The following is a 13623-nucleotide window of genomic DNA, read 5'->3' as shown; positions in this document are numbered from 1 at the left end:
ATCCTATTTTTATTCCAAATAATGATGATTACTAATACATTCCGACAGCGATTACGACAACTGCGTGACCTGCCAGACGACAGGTGTCTTGGAAATTTGTTCTCCCAGCCACTGCTTCGCAATATTCTGGAACATACGCGGATCACCTGTACAGAAAAACTGATGCACGGGCGTTTCGTCTCCGCTTGCCAGCTTGCGTTTATCATATAAGATGGTACTGATTTCTCTCGCTGTTTCATCGGCTGAGCTGATGAGCTTTACATCCTGGCCCATGACATCCTGAATGGTATCCATTAGAAACGGATAATGAGTGCAACCAAGAATTAGACAGTCAATAGGCTGTCTTTTAATTTCTCCGAGCGCTTGATCCACCGTATGCGTTGTATGTTCGGAACGAAATTCACCTTTCTCCACCAGCGGCACCAGTGCAGGGCAAGCCTGACTGACCACATCCACATAAGGAGACAGCTGCTTGAGTGCCGACGTATACGCCCCACTACCGATCGTACCTACAGTCCCGATCACACCGATCCGACCTGTACGTGTTGCCATGATGGCTGCCCTTGCACCAGGATGGATCACCCCAATGACAGGAACATCCACCTTGGTCCGTATATATTCCAGTGCGGCGGCTGTTGCCGTATTGCAGGCGATCACGATCACTTTCGGATTAAACTGGATCAAAAAATCAACGATTTGCTCCGTAAATTGTTTCACTTGTTCGGACGAACGGGGTCCGTACGGTGTCCGGGCAGTGTCCCCAAAATAAATGATCTTTTCCCGCGGGAGCTGACGCATCACTTCCTTCGCAACGGTCAATCCCCCTACACCGGAGTCTAATATAGCAATAGCTTGCTGCACGAACACACCGCTTCCTTCTTCATTAAATTCACTCTGATACTCCATATCAAAAAAGCTTTCTACCTACCCTATGATATTTCCGGCAAAAAGGTACCTACATCTTACCCGATTTCATCGCCGGGTTCAAATATAGGGTTGCGAATCCTGTTGTCACGCAGAGCATGAGCACACAACAAAGCAGGCTTTCCACCGGATTGGGGAAAGCCTGCTAAACCCGCATTGCTTAGTTTTCGTCTTTGGACTCATCGGTAGTAAGCTTCACAATATTTTCGTTCCCCTGTTCTGCTGGCACCAATTTCAAGCCTTGATTTTGTACTGCATCCTCTGCTTGAACCTGGATCTCAGGCTGAACATGCCCCTGTACTCCTCCAGCTTTATCCGTATCTGCAATCGCAGCAGAGATCCGGATTTCTTTGCCATCCGAAGAGCAGCGCCAGGACTGGATATCCTTAATAACAACATCCGCCGTTTCCTTCACTTTGGATACGATCTGCGAGCTTTGCTCTCCCACTTTTACAGCCAGCTCCTGACCTTTATCCGTAACTTGACGAGCTCCCTCGGAAATATCCTGACGCAATTCACGTCCAGATTTTGGCGCAAGCAACAATGCAGTAACCGAACCAACGACGGAGCCGATTAAAGCCCCCCACAACAAGCTTTTGTTCGAATCTTTCATGATCCATCTCTCCTTTTCATTGGATTAGACACCGGTTTATGAATCAACGATAGGATCTGTTCATCTGGGCCAATGCCTATTCTGTTCATGCATTATAAGCAGGATGGGCTTGACCTGACACTCCGGATTGAAAAAAAACGGAACAAATGCCGCTCTGGGTTAAGATACCCATCCTCATTCCTTTTTACCGAACTGTCTGAGGCGTGGGCACAGCATGCTCTTCCCCCGGGTTCAGATCTACGACGTATCGCCCTGGAGCAATTAAAGCAAACTGATGCTCACAGCGCCAGCGCTGCCCTCCAGATGAGCCCAAGGTCTGACCATCCTGCAATACATCTCCCTGATCAAATATGTAATACGCAGCACCGAGCAGTGTCTGAGCCACCGTATCGGGGTCAAGTCCAGTAAAGTGACATTGCACATCAGGTACTCCAAGCGCAGATAAACCCACGGTATCCATAACCAGTTCTCGCTGTTGCTCTGTGCCTCCCGCTTGATACATCCGCACATTCATTGCGGCGTAGAGATGCTCCTCGCGTTCCTGGGATTGAATATAAGCTTCAGGTTCAACCAGTTTGTCACTGCCATACCAGTAAATAGCATCACAATTCAGTGTGTCCAACACAGCCAGCACCGTTTTCTGGAACAAGCCCAGACGCTGTTTACGCGGCATGGCCGCAGTAAACATATCATGAATCCGAAGCGAATACCGGGCAGAAGCTACAGCTTGTCCCGCTTCAGGCCAATGCCAAGCTTGCTGCAAAGCCCCTGCAAAACGCGTACGCTCAACAATCTCATGTACGGGCAGGAAACAAGTTTGAGCAGGAATACTGCCTTCCTGGAATGCCACTTTATGTGCCATATGGTAAAACACCAGCATCTCCTGTGTTTCCTGTGTTTCCTGTGTTTCCTGTTCCTTTTCCCCCTGCTTTACATCGAGTCTCCCTTGCCCCGTCCGATTGGTGAGTGCCTCCTGTAAAACAGACCGATTCACATCCGGCTTTGCATTAAACAGGAACTCCACCATATACACGGGGTGAAAACCTGATGACATCTCATCGCTTTCGCGCTTCCCTTGATCTGTCCCTTTCGAATCTTTCTCCATACAACTTCCCTCATTCCTTACTCTGTCACTTGGCCTTCATTTCCCTGGAAAGGTCCAAGTTCTTTTTCCACATAAGCGCTTACCTGGCCGGAGAAATATTCAAGTACATCCGGCAAGGCTGCACTAAGTGGATTCAACACAGTTCGTTGCCAACTGTAATAATCTTGCACAAGCGGTTTACGTAACGTAACAAGCTGACGCAAAACCCCGTACGTTGATTCATCAAATACGTGCTCTTCATAATTAATCTGGATAATATCATCGTAACTGCTTGCGTCTCTCATAATGAAACCATCAATGAGATAACTGCCCACATCAGTCACGATCTCAACGGCAAGATGCAGACATCGTTCTTGCACCATCCCCAATACCAGACCACCATCCCAGGCCTGTACTACCTGCCGAAGCCCTTCAGCAACTTCCGGTATCGCGTCAAGTCGGCGAGCGATCTGCTCCCTATTCACATAATACATTCATTCACTTCCCGTTCAGTGATTTATCGGTTTCGTTTCCCTCTGCGCTTAAGCCAGAAGATCATGACAGGGCAAGCGATCAGAAACACAACAAAAATATATAAAAATTCCATAACGTCTCTTAAATCGCTCATGAAGATTCCCCTTCAAATCCAGAATAGAATGTGTAAAACCTTAGATCACATAGTCAACAGCAATGGATTGTTCTCTGACTTCGTTCATATACTTGATGACATCCTGATGGAGCGGGTGAACCTGATACGCCTGAAGATCTTCCAGCGAAGCAAATTCTGCCGTCAGTGAAATGTCGAACGATCTGTCCGAGCGCAAGACATCGATACCCACCTCAAGCGACATGAGAACATCAATTTTACCTTCCAGATTACGAAGAACCTGTGCAGCGGCCTCAATACTTTCTGCAGAACGATCTTTCATTTTGAACAGGACAATATGCTTAATCATCTGGTTAAACACCTCGTTTGAATTAATGAGTAGAACTATTAGCAATGTTTCGTGTATCCAAAATATATCATATCACCGTCTATTACGAAAGGATGCTTGTATGCGTTTCCTGAACAATGGTAATGAACCTGAGACTTAATCTTTGGTTGCTTCCGACTGCCGATCCGAAGATACTCCCTTATTAGCCCTCTTCTCCTCACCTAGTACAGTTTGGATATCTTCTTCTTTTTCTTGAACGTCTTCTTTCACTGGAGACGAGCTGGCGGAAGTTTGTCGAGGCAAGCTCCATTCCCGGTCAGGCAGACTGCTCTGTTCCTCCTGTTTCTTAAGTACCGCGATAGCCTGTCTGAGCTTGGCAGGTAAAGGTAATCCAATTTTGGCATAATTCTCTGTGATTGAGATCAATTCATTAACCAAGTAAAAATAAATAGCTCCTCCCTTAATAATATCGGTCCCCATAATCAGATCAATACGGTGAGCAAGCAGAACAACGGTCAGCATTAGCCCTTTTCGTGCAAGTCCCCAGAAGCCAATATTACTGTTCAATCCCGTTCCCGTTCTCACAGCCGCCGCCAGACCCGTAACATAATCAATAGCCATAGCGATCGCAAGCAGACTAAGCAACTGATCCCACCCGCCAAAAGCGAACGTCACAACCGCTCCCGAAATCGCAGTAACCGAACTCACCGCTGGGCTCACGTTCCTCACCTCTCCCTTGTTCTTTGTTGTTTGAGCACCCTACAATATATGTGAGAATGAGAGATTGTGACCGTTCATCTGTCTTGCTGAACATGCGGATTTATCGTTTCAGATTTGTGCACATTTTTCGTTTGAATACCAAAAGCAGATTCACAAATATAGTAGAAGTTCAGGGGGAAAACAGCATGAAATCAACAAAAACAACACAAAAGTTCTAAAGACCTATAAATAGGTAATTAGAACTAATTAATTTGTAATCTAGTACAATTCATTCCATCTTTTTTAGTGAATCATTGTAATCTAGGAATATACTAGGATGTGTTTCGCAAGAGGTCTAGTTCGTAGTTCCCTCTTTCATGTAGAATGACGCACAAGCGGTTTTCAAACCAGTAAATGCGGCACTTGAAAATACCCCATTATTTATTGTAGTATTTGGTTAAAAAAATCGGAGGAAATATGCCTAATCAACCAGAACAACATTCCATCCAGGCGTGGTCTCTGATCAACCGTAAATATTTGGGAAAAGGTGTCCGTGTTAAACGGTTCCGCAAACCGACACGCTGTCAAATCCGCAATCGTGTTCTTCTTGCCGTGCTGATGGCCAATGATATTAAGTTGTCTCAGCTCGCTGAAGACCTCTCAATCTCCTCACGCAGTGTAAGCGCGTGGGTGTATGAAGGGCGAATACCCGGCAGTACCAATCTGGACAAAACTTGTCAGTTGCTTGGCTACCCGCGACATATCCTTTTTAATGAAGAGGTCGTGCGCAATAGTCCTGTCATCTGTCAACCTGAGCCTTCCCGCTTTATGAAGCGAACGGTAACCCGCTCTCCAGTGAGTAACCGTATTTTGACAGGCCTGTGTATGGTCCATGATTTGTCGGTGACAGATGTCAGCCACTGGATCGGGGTTCATCCCGGCACTTTCCGCAAATGGCTGCATCAGGGGACGCTGCCTTCTGCCGCGTTTCAGGAACAAGCGGAACAATTTTTCCGCATCCCGAAAACTATTCTGTTCGCAGATGTCATTCTTAAAGATCGTCGTAATCACTAGAACAGCGAACAGCCAAAAGGCTCTGCGCCCTCTCCTGGGGGCCAGAGCCTATTTTAGTTGGATACGCCCCACACGATGAACGATGCATAATTTTCCTGAAAAGACCACAAAATGAAACTGTGCAACCGAGCGGATTGATCATTGCATTACAAAAATGAACCACTCCATACTCTACTTTAGAAGCAGGTGAATACAATGAAGTCATTCAAACATCTGGGGGTCGCCTTGGGTTTTCTCGCTGGAACCACCTTTGGTAGTGGAATTGCGTTTTTGTTTCGTTTCTCGCCCGTTCAATTAATGCTCAGTGTTGCTCTATTCGGTTTAGCCGGCATCCTCTCAGGTCTGCTGACCAGTAAAATTTGGTATAATCGGATTCAGGAGCATTAAGGAAAAAGCAAACGAAAAAAGGTTTGTACATTTCCCAATCGGGAAACATACAAACCTTTTGTTATGCGGTCGAGAGGACTCGAACCTCCACGGGGGGTTAGCCCACACGGACCTGAACCGTGCGCGTCTGCCAATTCCGCCACGACCGCATATTATGTATCTCTTCATCATCGATGAAAAGTATATCCGGCGAAGCAATTCCTTGTTTTACCGTAATTCAGAGTATACATGTTACATTTTTATATTGCAACAACTTTTTTAATCCCTTAGAAGGACATATGTCCTTTCCTCACGAATTCAAACCGCCTATGTTTATCAATAGTAATTTTATAATGACATAAAGCACCTATACCAATGAAGGGGACTTTCATTTGCTGAATTCAAAACTATGTTTTATCGGAGCCGGATTCCACGCCTCCACGAATATTTACCCTGCAGCGATCGAAGCGGGTGCATCCATTCAGGCTGTGGCTACAAGGAGTCTCGAACGTTCTAGGGCGACCCTGCTTCGCTTTGGCAGTTCAGGTCAAGCCTATGATCATGCCAGCCAGATGCTGGAGCAGGAAACCTGTGACGGAGTCGTCGTCGTTGCTCAGCCAGTCGATCAAACCAAACTTGTTCTGGAATGCATTGAGGCAGGTAAACATGTCTATGTGGACAAACCACTTGGCTGGACAGCAGAAGAAGCCGCTAAGGTGGCCCAAGCAGCAGATCAGGCTGATGTTGTGGTCATGGTCGGTTTTATGAAACGTTATGCCCCGATCTATCGGAAACTCAAGGCATTGATTGATGAGAGAACACTCGGTAAAGTGCGCTCGTTCCAGATGAAATTTGCCGTAGATAGCACGCCCTTTTGTGAAAATGAAGAACAGTTTATGAAACTTGCTGCCATACATATGGTGGATCTCATGCGTTATTTGTTTGGCGAAGCTACGCAAGTAACAGGAACGACTGTAAGAGATGGAAAACATATTAACCAGAGTATTTCCTTGATTTTTGATGAAGGTGTCATCGGCAATGCCTACTTTACAGGAATGAGTGCATGGTCACGCGAAAGCGAAAGTGTGCTGGTTACTTTTGAGCACGGATTCGCTCTAGCCGATGAGATCACCAAACTTACAATACATGAATCTCATAAAGGAGATCTTCTTCCATGGAAGTCTCTTGAAGAACACGATTCAGTATACACCCCTTCCGGCACGCCAATGTCTGGTGCCTATAGAGATCTTTATCTGCGTGGCTTTGTAGGTGAAATGAGACACTTTATGACCTGTTGCCAGACGGGGGCCGTTCCACTCTCAAGCGCCCGCGATAATGTTAGCACAATGGCTTTATGTGACCGAATCCTGTCATCTTTCATATAAAAACAAACAGAAACAGACCCTGTTCATAAGGGTCTGTTCGTATTCTTCCGTTTCTCTGTTCTCCTGTGCTACTATTTTGCTTTTTCCACCGTCTGAATGATGACGGTTCGATTACGGCCCTCTTCTTTGGCCAGATAGAGCGCATTATCTGCCAGATGAAACAATTCCGATTCCGTGCGGGAATGCAACGGAAACTCAGCAATGCCAGCAGATATCGTAACTGTACGATCGACCACCAGCACACTTTCTTCAACTGAAATCCGAATGCGTTCGGCCGTCTCATATGCCTTCTTCGAATCGCAATTCCGCAACAGTACAACAAATTCTTCACCGCCAAACCGGAAACAGACATCCTCAGGCCGTACAGACATCTGAATCAGCTTCGCAATCTGTTTTAAAACCTCATCCCCGGTCGAATGACCATAGGTATCATTAATTAACTTAAAGCGGTCTATATCGAGAACAATGATTGCAAATGGATTCTCATCATGAGTCCATGCCTGAATCACTTCCTCAAAGGTTCTGCGATTGTTCAAACCAGTTAATACGTCCGTTCTTGCATCATACACCAACTGATCTGTCTTGTTTCTGAAACTTGTCATAGCTCCAAGCACCGCTCGAGTAAGCAGATCGGCTTCCCTGTTCCAATGCGGCTTCACGACAGGCAACTCCACCTGCCCTTTGTCTACTTGTTGCACAAGATCAGCCAAGAATACAAACGGATGTACCAGCTTCCGGGCAACTCTTAACACAATTAGAGTCAATAATATAAAGGGCACAGCTATGTATAACAGCAACAGTCCGATCTGACGGTTTAACTGATCATATACGATTTGGGTTGGAGATACGACAACCACTCCCCAGTTGGTTGCTGGAACTTTGTAATATCCGGCAAGCGTATTAACCCCATCCAAATTCGTATATTGCTCTTGTCCCGTCTGATTTTTGATGAGTTTCTGCACCACTGTATTCGCCCTAATATCTCTGCCAATTCGGCTGACGTTGGGATGAAAAAGCAACGTTCCCTTGTGGTCAACTATAAAAAAGTATGTACCGTTGTCGGTTTTAAGTTGACTCCCAAACGACAAATCGAGTATATTATTTTCCTGCAAATAGATACTCCCACTAATCATGCCTTTGTATTTCCCCATTGGATCAACAATTGGTTCACTGAGAAAAACAATTCTACGATTCGTTCGCGGTGTCACGTAAGCATCTGATATGTATGAGGCTTTGGATTTGATCGCCGCTTTGGCCGCCTCGGAGCTCACATGTGTACCAATACTGGCCTGAGAATACGGCGACCTCGACAGCACAAGCCCCATCTGGTCTGCCAAGACTACAGCGTTAAAATAATCACTGCTATTATGAATGAGATCCAGCGTAGTGTTCAGTTTCTCCTTATCATTGAAATCGACATTTTTAAAATGTGCGGCCCCATACTTTAAGCTTTTTTTCATGGATTCAAATAAGGAATTTAACGTTTGACTCATCTGTACAGCACTCGCATAGTTAACCGAAAGAGTATTGTTAATAAGAGATTGTTTCTGGGTGGTATACGAGGTAATCACCATAATTGTTAGCGTCATTAATACGGAGATTGTAACGAATCCACCAAGTAATGCGGTAAGGCTGACTTTTTTGAACTTCTTTACTTTTCTGCGCAATCTGGATTTTTTTTTATTTGCAATCATTTTGCTTCCCCCGGATTTTCATAAAAAAGCATACCTACATCATCATATAATAAAGTTGTTAAGAAACAATGAAGAAATGACGTATATTAACTTTGAATTTATAGGATTGACGAATTTATGACAAAATAATGCATCCGGGAAAAATTGCGACTCCTTTTCCTCTTGTTATCCTTCAATGATATAACCCTCTTCCAGGTTTTGCTCAACAAAGCCCGCCATATACCGCACCTGAACATCAATTGGGCGAAGACTTCCCATCAATATGCGATTCTGAACGTCATTTGGCTCAGCCGGAAGTGCAAAGGCACGTACATAAGGGAATTCTATTCCAAGCGTTGTGTAGATTGCGTTGACAAGCTGATCGTTACCACTACGTCCAAACACATTAAGCAGCACAGCACCGCCTGCATACAGTTTGTCTTTTGCCATGTTAAAAAAAGAACGGTTCGTAAACTGCTCCGGCGTGCCTGCGGCCGTAAATGCATCAATAACAATATAATCATACGTCCCAGCCTGTTCCCGTTCCAACAGTTCCCGACCATCACCAATCAGCACCGGCGAACCTTTATAACCAAAAAATTGCTGGCTAATTTCCGCAACCTCCGCATCCAGCTCCGCTACCTTAACTTGTCGATCAGACAAATAAGAAGGGATTGTGCCAATACCCTGCCCCACGACGAATACGCGATTGTAATGCCGGTTATTTCGTTCCATCAGATGTAGCATAGCCCGCGGGTACTCTAGAACAATTCTGGAAGGTTGCTCTACATCGATCGCCCCCTGCACGGCATCATTGGAGAATTGCAATACGCGAAAGTGTCCCTTTTCCCCGTAAAGCCTTTTTGTCTCGTACACAGTCAACTCATGCTGCTCACTTTTATTCCGGTATAATACTCTCAACTTCCTGCTCCCTTCGGGTGAACCTTTGAACCTATGAAATCCATATTACAAAGAAACGATGAAATCAATATTACAAACCAATCGCTTCGTGTAATGCCTGCACATAAGCCACGCCGAGATTGGAAAGTGACGTGCTTTTATGACAAATCCACCCGACATTGATGGACTCTTCACATTCGAGCGGAACCGGAATGATCTCGTTGCCGTTCAGATCGGCGCTGAGCACTCCAGTCGATATCGTATACCCGTTCAGACCGATAAGCAGATTAAATAAAGTTGCCCGGTCGTTCACCTGGATGCTTTTCGGATGAGATAACGTACTCAGAATTTCTTCGGAAAAATGAAAAGAATTATACTCTCCCTGGTCAAAGGACAGGTAAGGGTAATCCTGAAGCTGTTCAATAGCCACGGACTCCTGCTTCGCAAGCGGATTGTTCACACTGATGAAAATATGCGGTTTCGCTGTAAACAGACTTGTAAACACAAGTCCGGCATCCTTTAATAATTTATTGATGACTTTGGCGTTGAATTCGTTCAGATAGAGAATGCCAATCTCACTCCGAAGACTTTTTACATCCTGAATGATCTCATACGTTTTGGTTTCGCGCAGTGCAAGCTCATACTCATCATGACCGTACTGCTGAACAAGCTTTACAAAGGCATTCACCGCAAAAGCATAGTGCTGTGTGGATACCGAAAAGTGTTGCGGAGACGGCTTCGCATTCAGATAGCGATTCTCCAACAGTTCGGCCTGTTCAACGACCTGACGAGCATAACTTAGAAACTCCACCCCTTCTTTGGAAAGAGTAATGCCTTTATTCGTACGTTCAAAAATGGTAATACGAAGCTCCTGTTCCAGATCGCGAATCGCGTTTGATAAACTCGGCTGGGAGATAAACAACCGTTTGGCTGCTTCGTTCATCGATCCGTGTGTGGCAACCTCGATTACATATTTAAGTTGTTGTAATGTCATGACTTGACTCCTTTTTTCGATATCCCTTTGTACATCGTATATTCCATCAAGAGAAAGTTTTCTTTTGGGCGATCCCTGTCACTAGATTCTCTGCTTCCAGCGAACAACGTTCAGGAAACATACTACGTTGCTCCAGCTTATCCTGAATGAAATCAACGACCTGTTGCAGCGAGGCGATCTGATCTTCTACTTTTTTCTGATAATTGACCAGCATCTCCCGTTCCTCCGGAAAATCGTTCAAATCCGACTCCAGCGACATCTGCAGAAATGGCTTCATATCCTCAAGCGACATGCCTGTTTTCTTCAGACAAGTAATTAGACTCATCGTCTGGATGTCCTGTTCCGAATAGACCCTGTGGCTACTTGCTTTACGCTCCGCACGGGGGAGTAGACCAATCTTCTCATAATAACGAATGGTATCTTTGGATAACCCCGACCGCTCTGATGTTTCATGAATGGAGAACGTACTTTGCTCACTCATCATTAGCCCTCCCATACCCATACTTCTCTCTATCATATAACTTGGAGCTGGCTCCAAGTCAAGCCTGAAATATCCCTCTTGACTTGGAGCCGACTCCAAATTGTAGAATGAGCTCTCCTGCAGATTCATCGGCGAAATTACTGTTCTATGTATTGCACGCCGATTGTTTCTGAAATTACACGAATACATGAGGAGGTCTTCATGATGACCCATGCTAACCCGCTTCGCACTGCCGTAATAACAGGCTCCACTTCAGGAATCGGCCTGGAGCTTACACGACAGCTTCTAACAAATCAATGGGAGATTATCGGTCTTAACCGCTCCCCGTTTCCAGCAGATGATAGCTTCATCCAATCCGCATTAATCTCAGGTCAACTGCGCTCTGTTCAAGCCAACCTCACGAATTATGCCAGCCTCCACTCTGCAATGGAGCAGATTCGGTCTCAGACGGATAGAATCGACGTTCTGTTCAACAATGCGGGCGGAAGCACATCTACCCTTCAATACTCCGATCAGGGGCGTGAGCTGCATTTTGAGCTTCAGACGGTGGTTCCTTATATCATCTACCAGGAGCTTTATGATCTGCTCCGCCAAGGGACGATGAAAACCGTTGTGAACACCTCCACAACTGCTTTTCGTACGATGAGGACGTTCGACCTGGGTACGCTGGAGCGGCCAGCCTCGTTCAAAAAGCTGTTTGGTCCTTACGCTGCGTCCAAGCTTGCCCTCTCATTATGGACAGCCGAGGCTGCATCTAGTGCTATGGTGGATAATATTCGACTTCTTAGTGTTGATCCGGGTGGAAACAATACGCTAAAAAACGACAAAACATCCGGTTTGCCCTTCTATATCAAACCTGTTATGAAGTTATTCTTTTCTCATCCAAGTCGCGGCGCATCACTGCTTCATGACGCTGTACTCGGGAACGTGAAGCATGATTCCGGTTCGTTTCTGGTTAACAATAAGGCAGCACGACTTCGTTTTCAGGAGCAGGGCTCTGCTGTACTTCAACGCGTGCATGAGATCTATGAGCAAAACTATCTGGACTAATTTCCAGCTAGAGATTTCTCTGAGATAACTGTACCTCTTCTTGAGCTTTAAAATGCTAATCTTCAGGTCCTGGACTTGACCACTACGGTCAGGTCTTTTTATCTTTGTCCTTCATATTTTCCAAGCCTGCTTTCATAGGTGTAAACATAGTGAGAAGACCGCATGAAACGGATCGCGGCAGATATTCGGAAGGAGACATCAGGATGAGTAAAGAAAAACAGCCCAGTGCTCAGCCGTTTATTATCCCCCAGCCTATTCGAAGCGACGGTGCAGGCGGCCCGGATTATGGACCAAGAGATGTATTAAGAGACAGGCAAAATCCCGATATGCTTGTTCCCCCTAAGACAGACAATGGCTTGTTACCTAACCTCAGGATGTCCTTCTCTGACACCCACATGCAGCTCAATCACGGCGGCTGGTCACGTGAAATTACGGTGCGTGATCTGCCTGTTGCCACGACGCTCGCCGGAGTGAATATGAGCCTGACTCCGGGCGGCGTCCGCGAACTGCACTGGCATCAGCAATCGGAATGGGCCTATATGATCTGGGGTACAGCCCGCATCACTTCTGTGGATCAGAACGGGCGGAACTTTATCGCTGATGTGGGTCCTGGTGATCTTTGGTTTTTCCCAAAAGGACTTCCTCATTCGATTCAAGGGTTGGAGAACGGGTGTGAATTTTTATTGGTATTTGATGATGGGAGCTTCTCTGATCTAAATACATTATCCATCTCAGACTGGTTTGCCCATACGCCACCAGAGGTATTATCCTTGAATTTTGGCGTTCCTGAATCAGCCTTTCAATCGATGCCCAAGGAACAGGTTTATATTTTTCAAGATGATGTACCCGGTTCACTTGAAAGCCAGCGCGTTCGCTCCCCCTACGGAACGGTTCCTCTTCCGTTTACCTATCGTTTGCTTGCACAGGAACCTTTAATCACACCTGGAGGAAGTGTGCGCATCGTCGATTCCACCAACTTCCCGATCTCCACTACAGTCGCTGCAGCACTAGTCGAGATTAAACCTGGAGCGATGCGTGAGTTACACTGGCACCCCAATGCCGATGAATGGCAGTACTATTTGACGGGTGAAGGCCGAATGACCGTCTTTGGTGGCAATGGGAACGCACGCACCTTTGATTACCGGGCTGGAGATGTAGGGTATGTTCCCGTTGCCATGGGCCACTATATACAAAATACCGGTAAAGACACATTATGGTTTTTGGAAATATTCCGAAGTGACCGTTTTGAGGATGTTTCTCTGAATCAATGGATGGCTCTGACACCGCGCGATCTGGTACGAGACAATCTGAATGCCCCTCCAGAACTGCTGGATGTATTGCGGAAAGTGAAATGGCCTGTCGTATAAAAATAGCATGAGCCTGTACCGTGCATTTCGAATTCGGGTAACAAAAAAGCAGACTTACCCTTGAAAAAGAGGTCTGCT

General features: G+C 45.9%; 14 protein-coding genes, 1 tRNA gene and 1 pseudogene. 5 read left to right on the top strand and 11 right to left on the bottom strand.

Annotated features, from left to right (window positions below; translation table 11 throughout):
• Window positions 1-51 precede the first annotated feature (51 nt).
• The 6 genes and pseudogenes from racE to Q9R46_RS05240 all read right to left on the bottom strand — a co-directional run.
• A complete protein-coding gene (gene racE, locus Q9R46_RS05265; RefSeq protein WP_311280948.1) occupies window positions 52-861 on the bottom strand; it encodes a glutamate racemase in 810 nt (269 codons plus the stop codon).
• 223 nt (window positions 862-1084) lie between these two features.
• Entirely contained in the window at window positions 1085-1537 is a 453-nt protein-coding gene (locus Q9R46_RS28560) for a YtxH domain-containing protein (RefSeq protein WP_397386326.1), read from the bottom strand.
• Window positions 1538-1721: 184 nt separating this feature from the next.
• Window positions 1722-2642, bottom strand: a complete 921-nt coding sequence (locus Q9R46_RS05255) for a DUF4261 domain-containing protein (protein ID WP_311279206.1) — start codon at window positions 2640-2642, stop codon at window positions 1722-1724.
• Window positions 2643-2659: 17 nt separating this feature from the next.
• Complete coding sequence (locus Q9R46_RS05250) at window positions 2660-3115, bottom strand: DUF86 domain-containing protein (RefSeq protein ID WP_311279205.1); 456 nt, start codon at window positions 3113-3115, stop codon at window positions 2660-2662.
• Between the two features lie 174 nt (window positions 3116-3289).
• The gene (locus Q9R46_RS05245) at window positions 3290-3577 is read right to left on the bottom strand and encodes a Dabb family protein (protein WP_123064255.1); all 288 of its coding nucleotides are present in this window, start codon (window positions 3575-3577) and stop codon (window positions 3290-3292) included.
• A 315-nt stretch (window positions 3578-3892) separates the two neighbouring features.
• A pseudogene (locus Q9R46_RS05240) lies at window positions 3893-4276 on the bottom strand (phage holin family protein); the annotation flags it as partial.
• A gap of 456 nt (window positions 4277-4732) precedes the next feature.
• Here Q9R46_RS05240 and Q9R46_RS05235 point away from each other — a divergent pair.
• Window positions 4733-5329 carry a helix-turn-helix domain-containing protein gene (locus Q9R46_RS05235; protein ID WP_145329283.1) on the top strand — a complete coding sequence of 199 codons (597 nt, stop codon included), beginning with the start codon at window positions 4733-4735 and terminating at the stop codon, window positions 5327-5329.
• 195 nt (window positions 5330-5524) lie between these two features.
• Complete coding sequence (locus Q9R46_RS05230) at window positions 5525-5716, top strand: hypothetical protein (RefSeq protein ID WP_145329281.1); 192 nt, start codon at window positions 5525-5527, stop codon at window positions 5714-5716.
• Between the two features lie 64 nt (window positions 5717-5780).
• Here Q9R46_RS05230 and Q9R46_RS05225 read toward each other — a convergent pair.
• Window positions 5781-5865 (bottom strand) — tRNA-Leu (locus Q9R46_RS05225).
• Window positions 5866-6087: 222 nt separating this feature from the next.
• On the opposite strand from Q9R46_RS05225, the gene Q9R46_RS05220 reads away from it, so the two are divergent.
• Window positions 6088-7080 carry a Gfo/Idh/MocA family protein gene (locus tag Q9R46_RS05220; RefSeq protein ID WP_311279204.1) on the top strand — a complete coding sequence of 331 codons (993 nt, stop codon included), beginning with the start codon at window positions 6088-6090 and terminating at the stop codon, window positions 7078-7080.
• Between the two features lie 71 nt (window positions 7081-7151).
• Here Q9R46_RS05220 and Q9R46_RS05215 read toward each other — a convergent pair whose 3' ends face one another.
• The 4 genes from Q9R46_RS05215 to Q9R46_RS05200 all read right to left on the bottom strand — a co-directional run bounded on the left by Q9R46_RS05215 (window position 7152) and on the right by Q9R46_RS05200 (window position 11128).
• A complete protein-coding gene (locus Q9R46_RS05215; protein WP_311279203.1) occupies window positions 7152-8774 on the bottom strand; it encodes a sensor domain-containing diguanylate cyclase in 1623 nt (540 codons plus the stop codon).
• A gap of 165 nt (window positions 8775-8939) precedes the next feature.
• Window positions 8940-9674: a spermidine synthase gene (locus Q9R46_RS05210; RefSeq protein WP_145329275.1), complete on the bottom strand. Its 735-nt coding sequence runs from the start codon at window positions 9672-9674 to the stop codon at window positions 8940-8942.
• Window positions 9675-9744: 70 nt separating this feature from the next.
• Window positions 9745-10647: a LysR family transcriptional regulator gene (locus tag Q9R46_RS05205; RefSeq protein WP_145412589.1), complete on the bottom strand. Its 903-nt coding sequence runs from the start codon at window positions 10645-10647 to the stop codon at window positions 9745-9747.
• Window positions 10648-10693: 46 nt separating this feature from the next.
• Window positions 10694-11128 carry a MerR family transcriptional regulator gene (locus Q9R46_RS05200; protein ID WP_260984495.1) on the bottom strand — a complete coding sequence of 145 codons (435 nt, stop codon included), beginning with the start codon at window positions 11126-11128 and terminating at the stop codon, window positions 10694-10696.
• Window positions 11129-11329: 201 nt separating this feature from the next.
• On the opposite strand from Q9R46_RS05200, the gene Q9R46_RS05195 reads away from it, so the two are divergent.
• Both Q9R46_RS05195 and Q9R46_RS05190 read left to right on the top strand, forming a co-directional pair.
• A complete protein-coding gene (locus Q9R46_RS05195) occupies window positions 11330-12178 on the top strand; it encodes an SDR family NAD(P)-dependent oxidoreductase (protein WP_311279202.1) in 849 nt (282 codons plus the stop codon).
• Between the two features lie 203 nt (window positions 12179-12381).
• The gene (locus Q9R46_RS05190) at window positions 12382-13545 is read left to right on the top strand and encodes an oxalate decarboxylase family bicupin (protein ID WP_311279201.1); all 1164 of its coding nucleotides are present in this window, start codon (window positions 12382-12384) and stop codon (window positions 13543-13545) included.
• The last annotated feature ends 78 nt before the right edge of the window (window positions 13546-13623 follow it).

The organism is Paenibacillus sp. RRE4 (assembly GCF_031844205.1).
In the GTDB taxonomy this organism is placed as follows: domain Bacteria; phylum Bacillota; class Bacilli; order Paenibacillales; family Paenibacillaceae; genus Paenibacillus; species Paenibacillus xylanexedens_B.
Note: the sequence above shows the minus strand (reverse complement) of the source record. Positions and strands in the feature narration are given on the sequence as shown.

Bases quoted from the DNA above. Each gene is read 5' to 3' on its own strand.
- Q9R46_RS28560 (WP_397386326.1), bottom strand. From the start codon at position 1,537: ATGAAAGATTCGAACAAAAGCTTGTTGTGGGGGGCTTTAATCGGCTCC.
- Q9R46_RS05255 (WP_311279206.1), bottom strand. From the start codon at position 2,642: ATGGAGAAAGATTCGAAAGGGACAGATCAAGGGAAGCGCGAAAGCGAT.
- Q9R46_RS05250 (WP_311279205.1), bottom strand. From the start codon at position 3,115: ATGTATTATGTGAATAGGGAGCAGATCGCTCGCCGACTTGACGCGATA.
- Q9R46_RS05245 (WP_123064255.1), bottom strand. From the start codon at position 3,577: ATGATTAAGCATATTGTCCTGTTCAAAATGAAAGATCGTTCTGCAGAA.
- Q9R46_RS05235 (WP_145329283.1), top strand. From the start codon at position 4,733: ATGCCTAATCAACCAGAACAACATTCCATCCAGGCGTGGTCTCTGATC.
- Q9R46_RS05230 (WP_145329281.1), top strand. From the start codon at position 5,525: ATGAAGTCATTCAAACATCTGGGGGTCGCCTTGGGTTTTCTCGCTGGA.
- Q9R46_RS05215 (WP_311279203.1), bottom strand. From the start codon at position 8,774: ATGATTGCAAATAAAAAAAAATCCAGATTGCGCAGAAAAGTAAAGAAG.
- Q9R46_RS05205 (WP_145412589.1), bottom strand. From the start codon at position 10,647: ATGACATTACAACAACTTAAATATGTAATCGAGGTTGCCACACACGGA.
- Q9R46_RS05200 (WP_260984495.1), bottom strand. From the start codon at position 11,128: ATGAGTGAGCAAAGTACGTTCTCCATTCATGAAACATCAGAGCGGTCG.
- Q9R46_RS05195 (WP_311279202.1), top strand. From the start codon at position 11,330: ATGATGACCCATGCTAACCCGCTTCGCACTGCCGTAATAACAGGCTCC.
- Q9R46_RS05190 (WP_311279201.1), top strand. From the start codon at position 12,382: ATGAGTAAAGAAAAACAGCCCAGTGCTCAGCCGTTTATTATCCCCCAG.